Source organism: Psychrobacter pacificensis, from assembly GCF_900101915.1.
Taxonomy (GTDB): Bacteria; Pseudomonadota; Gammaproteobacteria; order Pseudomonadales; family Moraxellaceae; genus Psychrobacter; species Psychrobacter pacificensis.
Genome location: NZ_FNAL01000001.1, coordinates 287,828 through 309,308, shown reverse-complemented (window position 1 = coordinate 309,308; position 21,481 = coordinate 287,828). Strand labels below are relative to the sequence as shown.

General features: G+C 43.6%; 20 protein-coding genes. 10 read left to right on the top strand and 10 right to left on the bottom strand.

The window, feature by feature from the left end:
• Positions 1-26: 26 nt before the first annotated feature.
• A complete protein-coding gene (locus BLR43_RS01320) occupies positions 27-656 on the bottom strand; it encodes a BLUF domain-containing protein (RefSeq protein ID WP_093067856.1) in 630 nt (209 codons plus the stop codon).
• A gap of 534 nt (positions 657-1,190) precedes the next feature.
• Between BLR43_RS01320 and BLR43_RS01315 the strand changes: the two genes are divergently transcribed.
• The 4 genes from BLR43_RS01315 to lspA all read left to right on the top strand — a co-directional run bounded on the left by BLR43_RS01315 (position 1,191) and on the right by lspA (position 7,438).
• Positions 1,191-2,828: a carbon-nitrogen hydrolase family protein gene (locus BLR43_RS01315; RefSeq protein WP_093067851.1), complete on the top strand. Its 1,638-nt coding sequence runs from the start codon at positions 1,191-1,193 to the stop codon at positions 2,826-2,828.
• A 107-nt stretch (positions 2,829-2,935) separates the two neighbouring features.
• Entirely contained in the window at positions 2,936-3,493 is a 558-nt protein-coding gene (locus BLR43_RS01310; RefSeq protein ID WP_093067848.1) for a protein disulfide oxidoreductase, read from the top strand.
• A gap of 452 nt (positions 3,494-3,945) precedes the next feature.
• Positions 3,946-6,795 carry an isoleucine--tRNA ligase gene (gene ileS / locus BLR43_RS01305; protein ID WP_093067845.1) on the top strand — a complete coding sequence of 950 codons (2,850 nt, stop codon included), beginning with the start codon at positions 3,946-3,948 and terminating at the stop codon, positions 6,793-6,795.
• Positions 6,788-7,438 (top strand): signal peptidase II, encoded by a 651-nt coding sequence (gene lspA / locus BLR43_RS01300; RefSeq protein WP_093067840.1) that lies wholly within the window; start codon positions 6,788-6,790, stop codon positions 7,436-7,438. Before ileS ends, lspA begins: the two co-directional genes overlap by 8 nt.
• Positions 7,439-7,567: 129 nt before the next feature.
• Here the strand turns inward: lspA and BLR43_RS01295 are convergent, their stop codons facing one another.
• Genes BLR43_RS01295 through BLR43_RS01280 form a run of 4 tightly spaced genes read right to left on the bottom strand, consistent with a single transcriptional unit; the run spans position 7,568 to position 10,704 of the window.
• Positions 7,568-8,371 carry a hypothetical protein gene (locus tag BLR43_RS01295; protein ID WP_093067837.1) on the bottom strand — a complete coding sequence of 268 codons (804 nt, stop codon included), beginning with the start codon at positions 8,369-8,371 and terminating at the stop codon, positions 7,568-7,570.
• Between the two features lie 18 nt (positions 8,372-8,389).
• On the bottom strand, positions 8,390-9,205 hold the full coding sequence (locus tag BLR43_RS01290) for a Hint domain-containing protein (RefSeq protein ID WP_093067831.1): 816 nt from the start codon (positions 9,203-9,205) through the stop codon (positions 8,390-8,392).
• Positions 9,206-9,223: 18 nt separating this feature from the next.
• Entirely contained in the window at positions 9,224-10,015 is a 792-nt protein-coding gene (locus BLR43_RS01285; protein ID WP_093067827.1) for a Hint domain-containing protein, read from the bottom strand.
• 20 nt (positions 10,016-10,035) lie between these two features.
• Positions 10,036-10,704 carry a DUF1294 domain-containing protein gene (locus tag BLR43_RS01280; RefSeq protein WP_227674166.1) on the bottom strand — a complete coding sequence of 223 codons (669 nt, stop codon included), beginning with the start codon at positions 10,702-10,704 and terminating at the stop codon, positions 10,036-10,038.
• A gap of 161 nt (positions 10,705-10,865) precedes the next feature.
• Here BLR43_RS01280 and BLR43_RS01275 point away from each other — a divergent pair, with 161 nt between their 5' ends.
• Entirely contained in the window at positions 10,866-11,363 is a 498-nt protein-coding gene (locus BLR43_RS01275) for an FKBP-type peptidyl-prolyl cis-trans isomerase (RefSeq protein WP_093067823.1), read from the top strand.
• A gap of 48 nt (positions 11,364-11,411) precedes the next feature.
• A complete protein-coding gene (locus tag BLR43_RS01270) occupies positions 11,412-12,452 on the top strand; it encodes an aldo/keto reductase (protein ID WP_093067818.1) in 1,041 nt (346 codons plus the stop codon).
• Positions 12,453-12,583: 131 nt separating this feature from the next.
• On the opposite strand, the gene BLR43_RS01265 is transcribed toward BLR43_RS01270, so the two are convergent.
• Positions 12,584-13,384, bottom strand: a complete 801-nt coding sequence (locus BLR43_RS01265) for a lysophospholipid acyltransferase family protein (protein ID WP_093067814.1) — start codon at positions 13,382-13,384, stop codon at positions 12,584-12,586.
• Between the two features lie 307 nt (positions 13,385-13,691).
• Here BLR43_RS01265 and hflX point away from each other — a divergent pair, with 307 nt between their 5' ends.
• The 4 genes from hflX (at position 13,692) to BLR43_RS01245 (ending at position 17,930) form a co-directional block, all read left to right on the top strand.
• Positions 13,692-15,125 carry a ribosome rescue GTPase HflX gene (gene hflX / locus BLR43_RS01260; protein ID WP_093067809.1) on the top strand — a complete coding sequence of 478 codons (1,434 nt, stop codon included), beginning with the start codon at positions 13,692-13,694 and terminating at the stop codon, positions 15,123-15,125.
• Between the two features lie 349 nt (positions 15,126-15,474).
• The gene (locus BLR43_RS01255) at positions 15,475-15,909 is read left to right on the top strand and encodes a CidA/LrgA family protein (RefSeq protein WP_093067805.1); all 435 of its coding nucleotides are present in this window, start codon (positions 15,475-15,477) and stop codon (positions 15,907-15,909) included.
• A gap of 16 nt (positions 15,910-15,925) precedes the next feature.
• A complete protein-coding gene (locus BLR43_RS01250) occupies positions 15,926-16,615 on the top strand; it encodes an LrgB family protein (RefSeq protein ID WP_093067802.1) in 690 nt (229 codons plus the stop codon).
• Between the two features lie 505 nt (positions 16,616-17,120).
• Complete coding sequence (locus tag BLR43_RS01245; RefSeq protein WP_093067798.1) at positions 17,121-17,930, top strand: lytic transglycosylase domain-containing protein; 810 nt, start codon at positions 17,121-17,123, stop codon at positions 17,928-17,930.
• A gap of 195 nt (positions 17,931-18,125) precedes the next feature.
• On the opposite strand, the gene tsf is transcribed toward BLR43_RS01245, so the two are convergent.
• The 4 genes from tsf to BLR43_RS01225 all read right to left on the bottom strand — a co-directional run bounded on the left by tsf (position 18,126) and on the right by BLR43_RS01225 (position 21,480).
• Positions 18,126-19,007 (bottom strand): translation elongation factor Ts, encoded by an 882-nt coding sequence (tsf, locus tag BLR43_RS01240; protein WP_071002284.1) that lies wholly within the window; start codon positions 19,005-19,007, stop codon positions 18,126-18,128.
• Between the two features lie 362 nt (positions 19,008-19,369).
• Positions 19,370-20,143, bottom strand: coding sequence for a 30S ribosomal protein S2 (gene rpsB, locus BLR43_RS01235; protein ID WP_071002285.1), 774 nt, complete (start codon positions 20,141-20,143; stop codon positions 19,370-19,372).
• A 399-nt stretch (positions 20,144-20,542) separates the two neighbouring features.
• Positions 20,543-20,992 (bottom strand): chemotaxis protein CheX, encoded by a 450-nt coding sequence (locus tag BLR43_RS01230; protein ID WP_093067793.1) that lies wholly within the window; start codon positions 20,990-20,992, stop codon positions 20,543-20,545.
• A gap of 38 nt (positions 20,993-21,030) precedes the next feature.
• Positions 21,031-21,480 carry a chemotaxis protein CheX gene (locus tag BLR43_RS01225; protein ID WP_075107654.1) on the bottom strand — a complete coding sequence of 150 codons (450 nt, stop codon included), beginning with the start codon at positions 21,478-21,480 and terminating at the stop codon, positions 21,031-21,033.
• Position 21,481 lies beyond the last annotated feature (1 nt).

Below are 21,481 nucleotides of genomic sequence, written 5' to 3'. Positions count from 1 at the left end.
GATCATCGTTTGTAAAGGTACATGGTTTACCAGTACAGCAACATCAACCCCACTACCAGCAAGATACTAAGAAACCCTTGGACAATCAAAAAAGCTTGATGCGGTGCCGCCATATGGCGGAACATATTGCCTAGCGCATTATAAGTAATGCCCGCTGCTTTGATATGTGGCTGGGTGTCGAAATTTTTGATAATTTGCAAAAATTGCTCAGTACGATCAGGTGACCAACCGTGCGGCGCAAATGGTAGAAATAGTGACAACTGCGCTGCTTGCTCTTTGGTTGCAGGCGACCATAGCCAGCGCTCCAAAAACAGCAGACGCATGCGCCAGTCTGAGAAGCTGCGATGATTAATCTCTTGTAGTAAAAGCACTTCGATATTTTTGTGACGACTATCAGCAAAGATACGTTCTTGTAGCGCAAAGACATGTCTTTTTTCGCCTTCGATGCACTGCAAAAACTGACCATTGCCATAACATAATGTACCAGTAATACCATGCTGCTCATTATAATCGCGAGCATGGGCCTCTATATCCTCAAATATAGAGGTATTTAGGCGTGAACCGAGCGTTAGCGTACTGACATAGACCAATTGAACCAGTACTGATTCTTGCATTGCATCCCATTGCTTGATTCTATTACTACGAGTTAAGGGCATAATAAAATAATCCTAAAAGCCGATAACGCCGGCCAAATGAAACAAGCAAGACGATACTATGCCTGAAGTAGATAAAGCTGCAGACTCACAAAAACGTAGCAAATAGTTACTACGTGAGACTATTATTACTTATATAGCTTGCTATCATAGCAAGCAAAATGAATGATACTGATAGATATTACTTAGATTTTATATTTAGATAATAAATAGCAAAACAGTCGCCGTTGTAAAGGCATTGGACAACCCTGTATTTCGTTGTTAACAATCCAATAAAAAACCAAGTGATACGGCAGGCAATGATTACTAAGGCTTATTCCTCTATATCAGTCAGAATAAACCTCAAATACACTGAGTAACATGGCATAAAATATTGCTATAACCCATTGTAAATAGGGTAATAATTATTGTAAAGGCTATATCTGACTACTGGAATATTCTTATTGGTTTTTTTTCATGAAAATTGACAAAATCGAGTGCTTAGGATCATTGCATTACGCATACTCAAATTTAGTAGAGATTTAATATAGGAATATCATGAGTAAAATCGAAAAAACAGATGACTTTCATCTCACGATCGCTGAGATCAAGAAAAAAGACTACCCCCAGTTAAAAGCCTTGATGGATCGCGTCTACGTCAACCTAGGCGGCGCGTGGTCAAAAAACACCATTCATACGCTCATAGACGCCTTTCCTGAAGGGCAGATTGCGCTGTTTGACCATGATCAATTAATTGGTATTGTACTGTCCATGCGTGTTGATTATGCCAAATTTTCTAACCCGCATACCTATGATGATTTGATCGGGCAAAAAGAAATCATTAGAGACAACCCTGAGGGTGATGCTATTTATGGTTTGGATGCGCTGATTGACCCTGATTATCGTGGCTACCGTCTCGGTCGCCGTCTCTATGACGCACGCAAAGAGCTGTGTCGTCAGCTCAACTTCCGCGCTATTTTGGCGGGTGGCCGCATTCCTAACTACCATAACCACCAAGACTTAAGCCCAGGCGAATATATTGACGCTGTTGAGAGCCGCGAAATTCACGACCCTGCATTGTCTTTTCAGTTGTCAAACGGGTTTATCGTCAAGCGTATCTTGACCGCTTACCTACCAGATGACAAACAATCGAAAGGGTTTGCCACCTTGCTTGAGTGGTCAAATATCTATTATGAGCCAAAAGATTATAAGCCCAATACGCGTAAATCTGAGGTGCGTATCGGTGGTATTCAGTGGCAGATGCGTGAGGTCGAGTCGCCAGAAGAACTGCTCCAGCAAGTGGAGTTCTTTGTCGATGTGATGGCCGATTATAACTCTGACTTTGCTTGTTTGCCTGAGTTCTTTAATGCGCCGCTGATGGGCTTGTGCGAGTCTACTGACCAAAACATCGCCATTCGCTTTTTGGCCGATTATACCGAATGGTTTAAAAATGAAATTTCGCATTTGGCCGTCAGTTACAACGTCAATGTCATTACAGGTTCTATGCCTTTATTAGACGAAGACGATACCTTGTACAATGTCAGTTATCTGTGCCGCCGTGATGGTACGGTTGAAGAGCAACGCAAAATTCATATCACCCCGCATGAGCGTAGCGCGTGGGTCATTGAAGGTGGCGATAAAGTACAGGTCTTTGACACCGATGCGGGGCGTATTGGTATTTTGGTCTGTTATGACGTTGAGTTCCCTGAACTTGCACGCCTGTTAGCACTTGATGATATGGATATTTTGTTCGTGCCTTTCTGGACAGATACCAAAAACGGCTATTTGCGTGTACGCCATTGTGCCCAAGCACGTGCCATTGAAAACGAATGCTATGTCATGATCTGCGGCTCGGTAGGTAACTTGCCACAAGTCGAAAGCTTGGATATTCAGTACGCACAGTCGTCTATCTTCTCACCGTCAGATTTTGCCTTTCCTCATGACGCAATTATGGCAGAGACCACGCCCAATACCGAGATGATTTTCTTCTCTGATGTCAACTTAGATAAGCTGACTCACGTTCGTCACGAAGGCTCAGTACATAACTTGATTGACCGCCGTGATGACTTATTTAGTTTAAAATGGAAACGTAAATCCAAAGTTCCTGCAAGCAAATTAAGTGACGAAGAACGCCGCGAAAACTCAGGCAGTGTGCTTATCGGTGATCCCTTACAAAACCGTGCGCAAAAGCCATAATAACGTATCTGCTATAACTCCCTACTGACTTTTTAATCCAATAAACGGCTGCATCATCAGCCGTTTATTTTTATCTATCAACACATAAAAGTATAAAAGCAGCCCCTATGACGACTGATATTGGCATCGACAAAACCCTCGAAAAACCGAAAAAAACACCCAAACAGCGCATCCTGTCTGTGCTTAAGACAGCACTGCTCTATGGGGTGATATTTTTGGTGATTTATAGTGTGGTCAACTGGTGGCGACAGCCTGTCATGCCAGCCGATCCGCAATTGCAATTAATGGACTATCAAGGGCAACCGGTGGATTTGGCCGAGCTGAGTCGCCAGCAGCCAACACTGATATATTTTTGGGGGACATGGTGCTCGGTCTGTAGCGTCACATCGCCAACGATAAATAGGCTAGCAGCGACAAACGATCATGCTGTCATCACTATCGCTGTGCAGTCAGGCTCAAATCAAGAGCTACGCAGCTACCTCGATCAGCATCAGTTTGGCTTTACCACCATAAACGACCGAGAAGGTGATATCTTTGCGGATTGGCAAGGACAAGTCACACCATCCTATGTGGTATTAGAGAATGGCAAGATGACACAAGGGCTAACAGGTATTCAGCCACTATGGTCGTTAAAACTGCGCTTATGGTTAGCATCGGTTTTTTAGCGGCTGAACCTGACTTTATTTTTTAATAAATTATCTTGCGAAGAGGTCATCGTTATACTCTCATCAACGACATGCAACGTAGATAAACAGTTGATATTGGTCAAAATGAGGATGAAATTGCTCAGCTCTTTTTACCCTACTCTTTTTGTCATATAATAGCTGCCGATCTAAATATTTTTTTGAATTATTTTTACTAGCATATTTTATGTTGCAATCGTCTCGTTACCATTTATTATTGACGTAACTATTTGCAGACTAATGAGCAACAATGGGTATTTATTGACATGGCGGTTGATAAACCGACTATGATGAGCAATATACCTACTATTATTAGTAATTAAGTATTATCGACACAGCATTAACCTCAGCACTATATTGAAATACGTTGAACATCGAGCCTTGTAGCCGGTTTTAACCGACACACAAACCTACCTTTTAAAAAGATACCTTCTATGACTGATAAAAGCACTGACACACCAAGCCAAGATTACAAAGACACGCTGAACCTTGCGGATACGCCATTTGCGATGCGCGCAAACCTTGCCAAGCGCGAGCCAGATTGGTTAGCTGCTTGGGAAGCAGATGACGTGTACGGTAAAATTCGTCAGGCGCGTGCTGGTGCGACTAAGTATATTTTGCACGATGGCCCTCCATACGCCAACGGTCAGATTCACTTGGGTCACGCGGTCAACAAAGTACTAAAAGACATTATTGTCAAATCAAAAACCTTATCAGGATTTGATGCGCCTTATGTCCCTGGTTGGGATTGTCATGGTCTGCCAATCGAACAAAAAGTCGAAGCCAAAGTCGGCAAAGTCGGTCAAAAAGTGTCTGCTACCGAATTCCGTGGTTTATGCCGCGAATACGCCAGTACCCAAATTGAGTTGCAAAAGGCCGATTTTAAACGTTTGGGCGTGTTTGGCGATTGGGACAACCCTTATCTGACCATGAACTTTGCGCAGGAAGCCAACATCGTGCGCGCGCTGGCAAAAATTCATGAAAATGGTCACGTAACGCGCGGCATGAAGCCAGTGAACTGGTGCTTGGATTGTGGCTCTGCTCTAGCAGAAGCCGAAGTGGAATACCAAGACAAAGTCTCTGACGCCATCTATGTGAGCTTTGATGTATTGGGTACGGACAAGCTCGATGCCATGGCAGCCATCGACGATACCATCGCTGCGGTCATCTGGACCACCACCCCATGGACACTACCTGCCAACCAAGCCATCTCAGTCCATCCTGAGCATGACTACAGTGTGGTCGCGACTTCAAAGGGTAACTTGTTACTGGCCACTGACCTTGTTGACGCTGCAATGACCGCGCTCAGCCTTGAGAATAAAGGCGTCCTCGCGACCGTATCAGGCAGTGAGCTTGAAGGATTGAGCGCTCAGCATCCATTGATTGAAGACCGCCAAGTGCCGATTATCCTAGGCGATCATGTGACTACCGATAGTGGTACTGGTTTGGTACATACTGCACCCGGTCATGGTCTCGACGATTATATCGTTGGTCTAAAATACAACTTACCAGTGGAAAACCCAGTGAGCGGTACGGGCGTTTATCTAGACAGCGCAGCGATCTTCGCAGGCGAGCACATCTATAAAGCCAATCCAAAAATCATCGCTGCCCTACATGACAATGGCCATCTAATCAGCCATACCAAAATTGAACACAGCTATCCACATTGCTGGCGTCATAAGTCACCGATTATCTTCCGCGCCACGCCGCAGTGGTTTATCAATATGGAAACCCAAGGTCTACGTGCTCGCGCCCTTGCTGATATTCCATCGGTCAACTGGACACCTGCATGGGGGCAGAACCGCATCGAAGCGATGATGAATGGTCGCCCTGACTGGTGTATCTCACGTCAGCGTACGTGGGGCGTGCCGATTACGTTCTTTACGCACAAAGAAACAGGCGAGCTGCATCCAAATACGCTTGAGCTGATGGAAACTGCGGCGCAAAAAATCGCTGAGGGCGGTGTTGAAGCGTGGTTTGACGCCAGCTGCGAGGACTTCTTAGGTAGCGAAGCGGCTGATTATGACAAAGCAACGGACACATTGGACGTGTGGTTTGACTCAGGCACGACGCATTTCGCCGTACTTGAGCAACGCGATGAGCTGACCAACCCAGCTGACATGTATTTAGAAGGTTCTGATCAACATCGCGGCTGGTTCCAAACGTCATTACTGACGTCAGAGGCCATGTATGAGCGCCCACCGTTTAAGCAAGTACTGACCCATGGTTTTGTGGTCGATGAAAACGGTCGTAAGATGAGTAAGTCATTGGGTAATATCATCACGCCGCAAGAAGAGATCAACAAAACGGGCGCGGACATGTTGCGTCTGTGGATTGCGTCTAGCGACTATCGTTATGAGATGAGCGCAGGTAAGACGGTGTTTAAAGGCGCGATCGATATGTATCGCCGTATTCGTAACACCTTGCGCTTCTTACTGGCCAATACTGATGACTTCAATCCTGCAACCGACAGTGTACCGATGGACGAGCTGGTCAGTCTTGATAAATTCATCATTGAGCGCGCGCAAACCGTACAAGCGCAAATCATCAGTGCCTATGATGCAATGGACTTTCACCAAGTCACCCAGCACGTGACCGCGTTTTGCTCGCAAGACTTGGGCAGTTTTTATTTAGACATCATCAAAGACCGTCAGTACACCACCCAAAAAGACGGTCAGCCGCGCCGCTCTGCCCAGACGGCAATCTACCATATTGCTCATGCGCTGATTCGCTGGATCACACCGATCTTATCATTCACGGCGCAAGAGGCATGGGAAGTACTGAACCAACGTGAGGCTGATAAAGGCGGCTACGTGTTTACCCAAGAGTGGTACGAGTTCCCAGCGTTTGAGCTAAGTGCTATCAGCAATGATGACTGGCAGCGTATTATGTTTGCCAAAGACATGGTAAACAAGCATATCGAAACCGCACGTGGTGAAAAAATTATCAATGCCAACTTATCTGCCGATGTGAGCCTATACGCTGACGGTGCCATGTATGAAAGTCTAGCCAAGCTTGATGAAGAGCTTCGTTTTGTACTCATCACTAGCAACGCAGAACTAAAGCCAATGAGCGAAGCACCTACTGAGTCCAAGCAGGCAGACGAGACCAATACAGACGAAGCTGCTGACTTAGTGGTACAAGTTAGCGCTGCCACTGGTACTAAATGCGTACGCTGCTGGCACATCCGTGATGATATCGGCACAGATAGCGCACACCCTGAACTATGCGCGCGCTGCGTAACCAACGTCAGTGGTGACGGCGAGGTACGTCATTATGCCTAACCCAACGGATTCATCTGAAAGCCCGCATGACTCGCAGGTTGAGGTTGATCATTCGCCCAAGCCTGCTCATGCGACCACAGGTAGCTCAACCACGCCTAGAGGCCGCCTGAGCAAGTCAACAAAGAAGACACCAAAACTGGTGGCTAACGGTACTCGTGCTTTTATTTGGTATGCACTGGCGCTGATTATCATTGTCATCGATCAGTGGACCAAGTGGCTGGCAGAAACCAAGCTGACCTTTCATGATCCAGTGCCCGTGATTGAGCCATTTCTCAACTGGACACTTGCTTATAATTACGGCGCAGCATTTAGCTTTTTGGCAGATGCTGGCGGTTGGCAGAAGTGGTTTTTTTCAGGACTGGCATTACTCATGTCACTGTTTCTGATCATCTATTTACTCAAAGCACCTCGCAAAGCCACGCTACTCTCGCTTGGACTTGCCATGGTACTAGGCGGTGCGCTTGGTAATTTGATCGACCGCTTACTACATGGTCATGTGATTGACTTTATCCATGTGCACTATGCTGATGTTTGGCATTATCCGATTTTTAATATTGCAGATATTGGGATTTCTCTCGGGGTTGTACTGATTGTCATCGATATGCTGTTTTTGGAACGGAAGCGTGAAATGCTACGGTCATAACCGTCTATAGCTAAAGATATTAATTTAATTGATAAATTAAAAAGGTGGGTTACTCAGTCGTAACCCACCTTTTTTTGTCTGTTTTTGACGATTGAATATATATGTTAATTTGACCTATCTGCACAATCTCTATTCATGCACCCAAATACCAACCTCACCGACAAAGTAAGTGTGCGTGTCTTCGACCTCGATGTTATACACCGTCATAGTAAGAGGACCTTCGCCTTCTGCCCAATCTATAGTATCAGGATCTTTCCATTCACCTTGACGAAAACCAAAGAACTCAGCATGTTCACTTTTATCTTTAGGTGTTTGTTCTAATAGGCGTTGCTCCCATTCTGAGTCAGCTTGCCACAATTTATTTATCCATGTTGGTGCTGGATCCGTATAAAGTTCATACCTTCCTGTTAATAAATTAACGTATGATCCTTTGAGTTCGCCTGTTTCATCACCAAAGCTTACCTGATAAGCATATCCTTTTTTATTTGCATGATACATAGGTATTATGCCTTCATATCTATAGTCATACCCACCTCCACTATCAGTTGTAAAATAAGTATTATCCTTAGTCACTAAGATATCTTGAGCGTTCAATTTATCTGCTCTCACCCAACCTCTGTTTTGTGTCCAAAAGGGATGATCTGCTGTCATTAATAGAGGTTCAGGCAATATCTGTTGTTTCTTTAACTTACGTCTTAGATTAACTCTATCTGCCAAATTCAATTGTGGATTTACATAAGTATTAAAATACATCATGAAAATTGATGCATCATTAGTTGTCGTCCGAGTTATCCTCTTGTAAACCAGATCACCCAAACCATCAGCTGCCTTAGACAACACTTTATCTCCAATTTCTAGTTGCTCTATTGGTACTAGTCCTGTTTCTGTATGTACTAAAGTGCCAGCAGTGAAACCTGAAAAATCTTTATCCATATTATTCATTCGCTAAAATTATGTCTTGTCAGGATTATTGCCATTCACCCACAACCCCTGCTCACCGACAAAGTAAGTATGAGTATCTGCTACCTCAATGTTATATACCGTCATAGTAAGAGGACCTTCGCCCTCTACCCAATCTATAGTATCAGGATCTTTCCATTCACCTTGACGAAAACCAAAGAACTCTGCACCTTCTCGATCAGCTTCTGGCGTTTGTTCTAATAGACGTTGTTTCCACTCCTCATCATGCTCATATAACTTGTCTGTCACTGCTTGATAAGTGACACTATTCTGAAGCTCCTCGCCTGTTGTTAAATCAATTAGACTGCCATATTGAGCAGGAATGTCTTCATCGAATTTTGGTACGAAACCAATATTCGATCTATCCGTTCTATAAATTTGTCTTAATGATGTAGTGTCATAGGAATTATTGCCAGACTCAGCCGAATATTTAATCAAGTCTTTGTTAATTAAAATATCTTGAGATTTTACCTCTTTAGCATTTATCCATTGCTTGTCATATACCCATAATGGATGATTCTCTGTTATCAATAATCGAGTTGAAGGTTGATCATCGACTAACCTCTGAAGTTCAATTTGTTCTTTCATGGGTAATGAAGAATCAATTGCAATCGATAATTCTAATAGCTTCACCAATACACTTTCAGTAACCATAGTATTCGTTACTGCTTTATATATCAGTTCACCTAAACCATTAGCTGCTTTTGAAAGTACTTTATCGCCAATTTTTAGTTGTTCTATTGGTACTAGTCCTGTTTCTGTATGTACTAAGGTGCCGGCAGTGAAACCTGAAAAATCTTTATTCATATTATTCATTCGCCAAAATTATGTCTTGTCAGGATTATCACCATTCACCCACAACCCCTGCTCACCGACAAAGTAAGTATCAGTATCTGCTACCTCAATGTTATATACCGTAGTGGTAACTGGCCCTTCCCCCTCTGCCCAGTCGATACCTGCATCATCTTGCCAAAAGCCTGTACGGAAGTTATAAAACTCGGCATTGTCTCTTAACTCTACTGGGGTTTGCTCTAATAGTCGTTGTTTCCACCCCGAATCTTCCACGAAAAGCTTTTCAAATACTGGGGCATAACTTCCAAAATATAAAGTACGCCCTGTTTCTAAGTCAACAAATCGTCCGTTGTTTGATTGATCATAAAAATTAGGAATAAAACCAACCGCATTTTTATCAGTTTTGAATACAACTTCAATTCCCCCTTCTTCACTACCTCCTTCAAAGAATGCAGATTCGTTATTTTTTAAAACAGTAATGTTACCTCTACTCAACTCTGCAGCAGTTTTCCATCCTATATCTCTCTCCCAAAACGGATGGTTTGCGGTACATAACAAATCCACATAAAGGTTATGATCAGTTAGTTGTTCGAATGGTAAGTCGTCTACAGACTCAGGTGTAAAGGTAGCAAAAAACACAGGCATATCTTTTGTGACTATAGTATGAAGTACTGGCTTATAGACTAGCTCACCTTCCGCGTTGTGTTGATCTCTAGATAAAACCATATCCCCGACTTTAATATCTTTGATCGGTACTAATCCTCTATTGGTATGCACCAATGTGCCACCAACGAAGCCTGACGTATTCATAATCACATTATCCATATGTATGTCTTAGTTCTCATTTATAGCAACTCTGATAATACATCAGTCACAGTCTCTAACCCACCACCTGCCAATAAAAACAGTAACCCTGCCATGTTCACAACAACGGTCAAATAATAAGTCACTCGAAACTCAGGCTTTTGTGATTTGTGCCGCAGATACGTCTGAGCCAATAGCGCCCCTACCCAACCGCCAAGCGCGCTCAGCACGTGTAATGTAAACTCAGGTGTACGCCAGTCGCCACTTTGCGCAGCAGCTTTGTCTTTGGCATACATTATATAAGTGATTAACCCTAGTGCAGCATACCAGCCGACCACTAGCCAGCTTAGTTTATCGGTTGCTGCTAATAAAATTAAGACACCATAAAAAGCCAAACCAAGGAACGAGCGTTTCTTTTGTCTTGCTTCAAAATCCGCTTGGTGACTGCGTTTTTGGTTGCGCTGACGGATTTGCTGATTCTTTTGTGCCATTTTTTGTTGTACAAAGTGCAGCTCTTGTACTTCTGTTGCCCGCAAGCGCCCTTGATTGTCTCGTCCCATGGTGAATACCACTTGTTCGCCAACCTCAGGACGGCGCTGCGCTCTAAACTCACTCACGTGAAAGAAGATTGAATCCCCTGCTTCGGTTTCGATAAAGCCAAACCCTTTATCATCCTGCCATTTTTTGACAGTGCCTTGTTGTTTATTCACCACCGACACCTCATATCTTTTAGAATTGCCAGTTATAGTACACTATATGCGTTACATTATTGACGCTTACATCTGGCCTTAGATGGCTTATTATTTCTTACACTATAATACGGCATCCAGATTCTTTATTCTTTTATTCCAGCAACCGATGGCTTTTTATTATGACTCACTCTCAATTTATTAATCCAAATGAAGACACGCGCATCACCTTTGGTAGCCTTGTTAGCCTACACTTTGAAGTTTCACTAGAAAACGGTACCATCATTGACTCAACGTTTAGTCGTGATGCGCCCGTCTCTTTGACCATTGGTGATGAAAGCTTGTTGCCAGGGTTTGAGCAGGTGCTTATGAATCTACGCGCAGGCGACACTCGTACCGCTCACCTTGAGCCAGAACAAGCTTTTGGCGAATGGAATCCTGAAAACATCCAACACTTTAGCCGTGCTCAGTTTGCGCTCGTCGCTGACAATCCAGAAATCGGTATGATGGTTGAATTCGAAGACAAAGGCAAAAACACCTTGCCCGGTACGATCAGTGCCATTGATGATGACCAAGTCGAAGTCGACTTCAATCATCCGCTGGCTGGGCAAGACGTATTATTTAAAGTAAAAATCTTTAAGGTCACACCACCTGGCGTCACTGGTATACAACTTATGTAGTTGTCCAAACGCACAATCCACAATAAAAAAACGAGAAAGGACAATCGAATGCAATATACAACGTTACCGCAATTCGATGAAAAAGTATCTAAGATCTGTCTAGGTACGATGACTTGGGGACAGCAAAACACCGAGGCTGAGGCACACGCCCAGATGGATATGGCACTCTCTGAGGGCGTCAACTTTTGGGATACAGCAGAGATGTATCCATCACCACCAGATAAAGACAGACAAGGTGATACCGAACGATTCATGGGTACTTGGTTTGATAAAACCAAACAGCGTGACAAAGTCATCCTTGCCAGCAAAATATCACCGATGGATTTTTTGCGTGATGGTCAAACACGCTTCAATGCTGAGCATATCAGTAGCGCGATCGATAGCAACCTTGAGCGCTTGCAAAGCGATTATATCGATATTTATCAGCTGCATTGGCCTGAGCGTAACACAAACTTTTTTGGTCAGCGCGGCTATACAGAGGACATGGCAGCACAGGCAGTAGATGACTTAACACCCTTTCTAGAGACCATTCAGGCCTTAAATGATGAGATCAAAAAAGGTCGCATTCGTGCTTATGGTTTATCAAACGATACGGCGTGGGGACTCATGCGCTATCTATGGGAAGCGGACAAAAATGGCTTGATCGCGCCTATCACGGTGCAAAACCCATATAGCCTATTAAACCGTTTATACGAAGTTGGTATGGCTGAGATTGCCCATCGCGAAAACGTGGGGCTACTTGCTTACTCGCCACTTGGTTTTGGCGTATTGTCTGGTAAATATCTCGATGGCAAGCGTCCAGATGGCGCACGCTTGACGATGTATGATCGCTTTGCCCGTTATACCAATGAGCAAGCGGTATCAGCGACCGAGCAATATGCAAAGATCGCCGCTGATGCTGGACTGGACATGGCGCAAATGTCATTGGCTTTTGTCAATTCACGTCACTTTGTCACCAGCAATATCATTGGCGCGACGACAACCGAACAGCTCAAGTCAAACATTGATAGTGTCAATGTGGAGCTAACAGCAGATGTATTGGAAGCGATTGAAGCGGTACACACACAACATCCCAATCCATCCCCTTAATTCGATCTAGATCAGCGGTCTATAAATTGCTACACCTGCATTTATTATAGACACAAAAAAGGCGCAAATCGCAGTCATATAACTCGCGATTTGCGCCTTTTTATTAACTAAACTGGCTTAGCTATAAATAATCAATCTTCAACGGGTACACGAAGTACTCGTGAATGCAGTTCTGCCAACCCTTCTTGCATACGTGCTTGCAACAAATTAGTCAGCTCACTTTTGGTACAGCCTTTTGGATCTAGCGGCGCCAGTGGCAATACATACGCAGTGACATCTTTGCTATCGAGCACTTTTTTCATGCTGTCCTTCATTGTCATCTTGCCATAGTATGGCAGCGCGTCGCTAAGCGTGCCATCTTTATCGACATAAGCGATAACAATGGGTCTGATAGGCACGTCAGCATCTATCGCTGACTGGAGCAATGTCCCATGAATACGCTTGATTTTTTTGCCACTGGTGGTGGTCGCCTCAGGGAAGAAAATCACCGAAAAACCTTTGGCTAAGAAATCAGCTATTTGTGAGGATACGGAGCCTGCATCACCGGAGCCGCGCTCGATGAAAAGTGTGCCTGCCGCATGCGCGAGCTTACCGAACACAGGCCACTCACCAATCTCAGCTTTGGACAAAAAGAATGCTGGACTCACAGTGCCCACGACAGGAATATCCATCCATGACACATGGTTTGACACCCACAAGCCGTGATGCTGCTCTACAGGCTCCACCTCAACGACCTTGACCCCAAATGAGCCTGCCATCTTGCGACAAAACGTTTGAATATAGCGTGGTAGTTTTTCGCGCGGTGGCTGCTTGAATGCCCCAATGCGTTGAGCGGCACGCATACCACCAGCGATGGTGGTGGTCATGCCAGCAATTTGCTTACCGCGCCCCAACTGTCGTCTGAGTGAAAAGCTTGATTTAGCTCGGCTCATCTTCGCCCTCATGATTAAATAACGGGTGTTTAATAGTCAAAAAAACGAGCCCAGTATAACAAAGTTCATACGCTCAGTGATAGGGTATCCATTCAGTGGCTGCTCACTTTTATACAAACGGGCAATAAAGCAGATTTATAAAAAATTAATCCCAGTCATCGCTGTAACATAAAACCATCGTTAATTGTGCTCATACCCTTTAACATCAAGTGATAAGACCACATATAGACAATCATATGAACGCTATATCAAAGTATACTGAACTGATAATAGCGATATATTTACTTTATTAAATAGGTGATACTCTTTGGATTATTTTGAAAGACATGAAGGTGGCGAGCGCGCCATTTTAGTACATTTAGATATTCGCCAAATTCAAGATCCTGATGATCTCAATGAGTTTGAATTGTTGGCGGATTCAGCAGGTGCCGATCGCTTGGCACTGGTCACAGGCTCACGTGCACGCCCTGACGCCAAGTATTTCGTTGGTAGCGGTAAAGCGGAGGAAATTGCAGAACTGGTGCGCGAGCATGATGCGGATATTGTACTGTTTAACCACAGCTTGTCGCCTTCACAAGAGCGTAACATCGAAGCGCTGGTGAAATGCCGCGTCTTGGATCGTACTGGTTTGATTTTAGACATTTTCGCTCAGCGGGCTCGTACTTACGAAGGTAAGCTACAAGTAGAGCTGGCTCAGCTAAACCATTTATCGACACGTTTGGTCCGTGGTTGGACGCATTTGGAACGTCAAAAAGGGGGTATTGGCTTACGTGGCCCCGGCGAAACCCAGCTTGAGACCGATCGTCGCTTGCTACAAGTGCGCGTCATGCAGCTCAAAAGTAGAATTGAGAAGGTCAGACAGACTCGTGCTCAGGGCCGGGCACGTCGCCAAAAATCAGACGTACCGACTATCTCACTGGTTGGTTATACCAATGCGGGCAAATCCACTTTATTTAATCGCTTAGTCGATGAAAATATCTATGCGGCTGATAAGCTATTTGCGACACTCGATCCAACGCTACGCCGCTTAGACTGGCAAGGTGTGGGACGTGTAGTCTTGGTTGATACCGTCGGTTTCGTTCGTCATTTGCCGCATGAATTGGTTGAATCCTTTCATGCAACGCTAGAAGAGACGCTAGAGGCGGACTTATTATTACACGTCATCGATTCTTCTAGTGAAGATATGCATGAGCAAATTCAGGCGGTCAAAGAGGTACTGGCTGAGATTGATAACGATGTGCCGGTACTCAATGTTTATAATAAGATTGATTTGACTGACGAGCCTGCACGTATTGGTTATGCTAGCGAAGGTCAACCTAATCGTGTCTATGTGTCTTCTAGAGAGAACTTAGGCATAGAAGAGTTGTCATTAGCCGTGCAGCAGCTACTAACTGGCACATTGACCACTTTTGATTTGACGCTACCCTATCATGCAGGACAGTTAAAAAATACCTTGTACGAGCTTGGTGTTATTGAAGAAGAAAGCTATGATGATAGCGGCCATGAGTGCTTGACGATTCGCTTGCCAAGCGATAGACTAAGACAACTACTCGGACAAGCCAATCTCAAGCCCACCGATGTATTACCGCTTGCACAAGCAACATTGCTGATGCCAGTACTTGAGGAATTTGAGCAGCCCGACGAACATGAAGTTGAAGAGCCGACGATGACAGCAGAAGAAGAAAGAGCATTTGACGAATTTAATGCGCTCAATTCACAAACCGCTGATTCTGAAAAATAGTCGCTGCTGAAAAACGATTGTTGACGTCAATAGATAAGTAAACCTTTGATTCATACTGTTAGACAGCAATCTTTTATACAGTAGGTTAAAATAGCATAGACGGTATCAATCGATATCGTCTATTTTTTTGAATGTGTCTACAAGTTTTATTAGTAAGCTTATTCTCTATATAATCAACGGTTATACATTCAACAAATATTGATAGGTAATACTCGCCACTCAAAAGTTGAAATGTCACTACTGTCTATTATCAGCGTTCATAATATTATTTTTCACGTTATATCATTGATACCATCGCCCGCTCGTTTTTATAAACCCATCACCTATATCTGACTTGGCCACACTGCTTATGAAGCCTGCTCACTCCTCCCATCTCCCGCTATGGATTTCGTTAATTTTAACGTTGACCATGGTTATCGTTGTCCGAGAGGCGGCTGTGGTTCTTTGTCAGTTGGCAGGTATCGCAAAAGCCGCCAATATTGTCGGCTTGGTGGCGATGTTTGTTATCTTGATGATATGGCGATTGCTCAAAGGGTTGCCTAACTGGCTCACTCAAGCCAGTAACACCCTCCTCGTCGATAGTGGTTTTGCATTTCTGCCCGTCTCAGCGGGTGCAGGCTTACTGCTATTCGCGCTAGGAGATGAGCTGTTGGGCGTGATGGTCACAATGATAGTAAGCACGCTCATACCGATGTGGGGACTCGCGCTACTGGCCAATCGCTGGTTGAATCAAGATGCCAATGCCGATAGCAGCACGACTAATCAGCAAAAGGAACAGCCGTGAGCTGCGGAGAGATATTATGACTTTTGACAGCGTATTTATGGCGACCTTAGCAGCCGTACTTCTAACCTTGGCGGCACACGTCATTGCACGTTTGTTAGCGCGTAAATTATCATGGTTACCGATGGTAATTACCGCGCTCGTTTTGGTACTGGTCTTCTTATTTTTATTGCAATGGGATTATGACAACTACTACAGCGCGGCCAAGCCTATATTCGATCATCTATTAGGATATGTCACAGTACTTTTGGCGGTACCACTAGCCGCAATGAACTTTAAAGGACTGCCTGTCAAAAAGCTCTCTTTGATCGTTGCTATTGCTAGTGTCATTGGTACCCTACTGCCCATGTCATTGGCTTATCTATTTTCATTGAGTCACGACAGCATACTTGCTTTTGCTACCCGTTCTGTGACTACTCCCATTGGCCTGAGTGTTGCAGACTTAATCAATGCGCCATTAGCACTGGCGAACCTGATCATCATCGTCTCAGGTCTCATTGGCGGCGCTGTCGCCCGTTTTTTATTTCGCGGTATCAATGATGATCGAGCTAAGGGTCTTGCACTTGGACTGGCGGCTCACGCATTTGGCACAGTAGAAGCGTGGCAAATCAGCCATACGGCAGGACGATATGCGGCATTTGGACTGGCAGTCAATGGTTTAGTGACTGCCATTTGGGTGCCTGTATTTATCAGTGCGTTAGGCATCTAGACTGATTTTGCTTACCGCTTTGACAGATGACTAAGCACTGTTTCATCATTTCAATCATTATTTTTATTGTTATTGCTTACTCAGTAACGAGACTAATAGACATGACATTTGGTTCATCCAACCATTGTCATCACCTTTGCATTTTAGAGAATTAAAATAAGGTATGCATCAAAAAAGTGCTTGCCTGTAATCCAATATAAACAGATATTTAACAATCTTCAAAAATATAGCATTTTGATTTATTTAAGTTTGTTTAACGATAAAAATTTGATTTTACAACTTATTTTGTCAATCTGATGCGGTAAAAAGTTATTATATGTTATAGTAAGCAACTATTATTTTTTGTATCTATTGCAAGTGGTTCTTGTTAAACGTGGTATTTGCTAGGTGGCTATATCGATGACGAGCTATAAAATCCTGCAACCCCGATGACCGCTTAAGCGCGTAAAATGACGCGTCTATAGGCAAAACAATTTGCTATTATTCGATAAAAAGTGATAACACTATGATAAATACTGCTACTTTGATTATTCGCTGTTTGCCTCCTATTTTATTAAGTGCGATTGCCCTCTCTACTTTTTCTACTGCTGCCAACGCTGGCAATATGTATATCTATAAAGACAAAGCTGGACAAGTATTACTGACCAACGTCAATCCTAGTGGCAATTTTGATAAATTCACTAAGAAAGTTAAAGTCACTTATTATAAAGACTCTAAAATGTATGACGGCATTAATAGTAGCAATGGCTATGGTAGCAGTGCCGCTAGCAAGAGTGGTAGCCGCAATGCTTACGACAGCTACATTCGCGCCTCTGCTGAACGTCATGGCGTAGATCCTGCCCTTATGAAAGCAATGATGCATACCGAATCTGCTTTCAATCCCAATGCTCGCTCACCTGTCGGTGCGCAAGGCCTCATGCAGTTAATGCCAGCGACGGCTCGTCGCTTTAATGTAAGTAACCCTTGGAACCCTGCAGACAATATTGAAGGCTCAGCCAAATATATCGCTTGGCTCATGCGCCGTTTCAATAACAATGTCGAACATGCAGTAGCTGGCTACAATGCAGGTGAAGGTAATGTCGATAAATACGGCGGTATTCCTCCTTTTAAAGAAACCCGTAACTATGTGCAAAGAGTCATGAGCCGTTATCATAGCTTGTATAAGAATGATGCTGGGCTATCTGGCGCCAGTATGAGTGCCAGCAATCAAACGAGTAGCACCATTAACAGTGGATTGCGCAACGTCAGTTACGGCACTAGCAATAATGTGAATAGTGCCAGCTATGCTAACTCAGCTTATGATGCTTTACGCTAAGCCAGAGCTAAGCTAGAAATGAAATAGACCGGCGACCTAAAAAGCCAGACGCAAAAAAGCCCGTTAATTTCTTAACGGGCTTTTTTGTGCTTGGACGCTTTATATTTTGATAGGTCATCAGTTATAAAGATAAACTGTGAGCGCTAAATCAGCACTCACAGTATTTTCCAATATGACTTAATTCTTACTTGGTGCTTACTTGTTAGCAGCCTGAGTTGCAGCAACTTCAGCAGCGAAGTCTTCTTGCTTCTTCTCAATGCCTTCACCAACTTCTAGACGTTTGAAACCAAGTACTTTTACGCCTTCAGCTTTTAGGACATCACCAACTTTTTTGTCGTTGTCCATAACGTATGGCTGACGTAGCAAAGTTACTTCGTCTAGGTACTTACGTAGGCCACCTTCGATCATTTTTTCAACGATGTTGTCAGGCTTGCCAGACTCTTTTGCTTTGGCTTCGATGATGTCTTTTTCGCGTGCCAATACATCAGCAGCAACGTCTTCATCATCGACAGCCACAGGGTTGAATGCTGCAATGTGCATGGCAAGATTTTTGCCAGTGTCAGCGTCGCCACCTTCATAAGAAACCACTACACCGATACGTAGACCATGACGGTATGCAGCGATGTTAGCGCCTTCAAGTACTTCAACACGGCGAACCTGAATGTTCTCACCGATTTTTTGTACCAAAGATACACGTGCTTCTTCAACCGTCTGACCATCACCATAAGGCAATTCAGAGATAGCAGCAACATCAGTGACGTTGTTTTCTAGTGCAACGTTAGCCACTTTTTCTGCAAAAGCAGTGAAGCTGTCGTCTTTTGCAACGAAGTCAGTTTGGCAGTTAACTTCTAACAAGAATGCTTTGTTTTCGCCTTGAGCGATGATGATAGCGCCATCAGCTGCGATGTTACCCGCTTTTTTAGCTGCTTTTGCTTGACCAGATTTACGTAGGTTATCAATGGCAACTTCAACATCACCGTTTGATTCTTCTAACGCTTTTTTACATTCCATCATGCCAAGACCAGTACGGTCACGCAGTTCTTTTACCATTTTGGCAGATACTTTTACTTCTGTCATAAGAGTCACCTTAGTATAGTTATGTATAAGAGGAATTAATGTCTATTCGATATCTTAATGTTGCTTTAAATCTAGCAAGACCGCTCATTTTGAGTCATTACCAATATAGCCATCAATGATGTCAAAAAGATAACATCTTAAAAACATAGTGCTATAGCCAGTACGAACGATAATACTCGCCCATTAGCTACTCGGTTATGTATAACGGCCTCATTAATAATGCTCTATTCAATAACAAGGCATGACGAGTAAAACTACATCATGCCTATTATGAGCTTATACGCTGTTTATAACATTATATGGATGCTGATAGCCACACTATCAAGATATCCTTACAAAGTTAAACTTTTTAACTCAGCTATTTACTCTGCTGGAGTTGCAGCTGGTGCTTCTTCAGTAGCAGGTTCTTGCTCAGCTTTACCGCCAGCTTGAGTTTGTGCGTATTCTTTACCAGCGATGATAGCATCAGCCATAGAAGTTACGTACAAAGTCACAGCACGGATAGCATCATCGTTAGCTGGGATGATGTAGTCAACGTTGTCTGGGCTAGAGTTGGTATCAACGATACCGATAACTGGGATACCTAGGTTTTTAGCTTCTTTAATAGCGATGGCTTCGTGATCTACGTCTACAACGAAGATAGCATCAGGTAGGCCGCCCATGTCTTTGATACCGCCTAGTGAACGCTCAAGTTTTTCCATATCGCGGGTACGCTCTAGCGCTTCACGCTTGGTTAACTTCGCAAAAGTACCGTCTTCTGATTGCTTTTCTAGCTCTTTTAGACGGTTGATTGACTGGCGTAGTGTTTTCCAGTTAGTCAACATACCACCTAACCAGCGATGGTCAACGTAAGGCATACCAGCACGAGCTGCCTGCTCACGTACGATACCGCTTGCAGCACGTTTAGTACCAACAAATAATACTTTGTTTTTCTTAGCCGCTAGGCCGTTTACGTAAGTCAACGCTTCGTTGAACGCTTTTACGGTGTGCTCTAAGTTGATGATATGGATTTTGTTACGTGCGCCAAAGATGTATGGACCCATTTTTGGGTTCCAAAAACGTGTTTGGTGACCAAAGTGAGCGCCAGCTTGTAGTAAGTCGCGCATTTCGATTTTGGTTGGATTCTTTGTAGCCATGATAATATATCCTATTGGTTGGGTTATGCCTCCACATCACAAAAACAGCCTATTTGGCGACACGCATCTGCTACTGACTAGTCTTTATTACTAAAGCCCTAATGGTTCGCAAATTAATCAAGTCGCCAAACACCCAGCAATTTTTTGCCATGATGTGTGTGTCATTGGTTGGTTTCAAAAAAAAATAAGCCATTGTGCGTTTAAACTAATTATATCTAAACTATGAAAATAGCTGCGCTGTATTTTATCACATAATACCTTAAAGTCTCCAGCAGTTTATTCATAGTGCCTCAATGCGTTACAGACACAGTAGATCGGTAGTGCAATAAAAAAAGCGACACATTCGTATCGCTTTTTTATTTCTGGCTTTAGACTTTATATGAATGGTTTCATATTAGATTATGCAATACAGATACCAATCACAGCCTTGTAACCGCGCCATGTGAATGGCGTGATATAGCTTTGGCGATCTCTAGGTAAGTAAGACACACTTGGTGCGCTTTCAACAATCTGCGGCGTAGAGATAATGAATTCAGAACCAAATTCTGTACGGGCATTACCAGAGATAGTGTTGGCCATTTCACCCAGCAAGTCTTTCATCATCGTGATCGAAGAGTCAGGCTCACCCATCACATTTATCACTTCTCGCAACATTACGCTTGGTGCGCTGACATAGACACAGCCTTCAAGAGGCCCTGATATCTTAATGACACCACTGTAATCAAAACCAATCGCCGTTTTATTGTTGTTCAAATAAGGGGTATCGATAGATACTTCTGAGCCGTCGATCTGTGCAAAAAAAGCATTGATCGAGCTTAGAAACACACCCAACTTTTCTACTTTAAACATAATATATTAATATCCATCTGTATTACGTGGCAGCAGCATTAGTCCTGCAAACAAACCACAATCTCGCCAACTTGCGAGTGCCAAGTGATGGGAATGATAAAAGAACGCTCATCGTTCGGCAACACAATACTTTGCGGTGCGCCTTTGAACACAAACGGCACAGAGATATGAAACTCAGAGCCGAACTCTTTACGCGCATTACCCGAAATCGTGTTGGCAACTTCACCAGCCAAATCGATATAGTTTTCCTCACTCTTATCGGCTTCACCCATGCTATCCAATATTGAAGACAGTAATTGACGAGTTGCCGAAAAATACACCACGCCTTTTTGTCCACCTGATATACCAATAACGCCTGTATAATCGTGGACTTTTGGCTGTTTGTTTTCTAATAAGTAAGGCGTATCAGCAACCAGCTCTTCGCCACCAAACTGATTAAAATAGTTACTAATAATACTCAAAAAAATCTGTAGCTTTTGTTCTTTCATA

Bases quoted from the DNA above. Each gene is read 5' to 3' on its own strand.
- ileS (WP_093067845.1), top strand. From the start codon at position 3,946: ATGACTGATAAAAGCACTGACACACCAAGCCAAGATTACAAAGACACG.
- BLR43_RS01265 (WP_093067814.1), bottom strand. From the start codon at position 13,384: ATGAGCCGAGCTAAATCAAGCTTTTCACTCAGACGACAGTTGGGGCGC.
- BLR43_RS01275 (WP_093067823.1), top strand. From the start codon at position 10,866: ATGACTCACTCTCAATTTATTAATCCAAATGAAGACACGCGCATCACC.
- BLR43_RS01290 (WP_093067831.1), bottom strand. From the start codon at position 9,205: ATGAATAAAGATTTTTCAGGTTTCACTGCCGGCACCTTAGTACATACA.
- BLR43_RS01230 (WP_093067793.1), bottom strand. From the start codon at position 20,992: ATGTTTAAAGTAGAAAAGTTGGGTGTGTTTCTAAGCTCGATCAATGCT.
- tsf (WP_071002284.1), bottom strand. From the start codon at position 19,007: ATGACAGAAGTAAAAGTATCTGCCAAAATGGTAAAAGAACTGCGTGAC.
- BLR43_RS01285 (WP_093067827.1), bottom strand. From the start codon at position 10,015: ATGGATAATGTGATTATGAATACGTCAGGCTTCGTTGGTGGCACATTG.
- BLR43_RS01295 (WP_093067837.1), bottom strand. From the start codon at position 8,371: ATGGATAAAGATTTTTCAGGTTTCACTGCTGGCACTTTAGTACATACA.
- rpsB (WP_071002285.1), bottom strand. From the start codon at position 20,143: ATGGCTACAAAGAATCCAACCAAAATCGAAATGCGCGACTTACTACAA.
- BLR43_RS01310 (WP_093067848.1), top strand. From the start codon at position 2,936: ATGACGACTGATATTGGCATCGACAAAACCCTCGAAAAACCGAAAAAA.
- BLR43_RS01225 (WP_075107654.1), bottom strand. From the start codon at position 21,480: ATGAAAGAACAAAAGCTACAGATTTTTTTGAGTATTATTAGTAACTAT.
- BLR43_RS01270 (WP_093067818.1), top strand. From the start codon at position 11,412: ATGCAATATACAACGTTACCGCAATTCGATGAAAAAGTATCTAAGATC.
- BLR43_RS01250 (WP_093067802.1), top strand. From the start codon at position 15,926: ATGACTTTTGACAGCGTATTTATGGCGACCTTAGCAGCCGTACTTCTA.
- BLR43_RS01255 (WP_093067805.1), top strand. From the start codon at position 15,475: ATGAAGCCTGCTCACTCCTCCCATCTCCCGCTATGGATTTCGTTAATT.
- BLR43_RS01320 (WP_093067856.1), bottom strand. From the start codon at position 656: ATGCCCTTAACTCGTAGTAATAGAATCAAGCAATGGGATGCAATGCAA.
- lspA (WP_093067840.1), top strand. From the start codon at position 6,788: ATGCCTAACCCAACGGATTCATCTGAAAGCCCGCATGACTCGCAGGTT.
- BLR43_RS01315 (WP_093067851.1), top strand. From the start codon at position 1,191: ATGAGTAAAATCGAAAAAACAGATGACTTTCATCTCACGATCGCTGAG.
- BLR43_RS01245 (WP_093067798.1), top strand. From the start codon at position 17,121: ATGATAAATACTGCTACTTTGATTATTCGCTGTTTGCCTCCTATTTTA.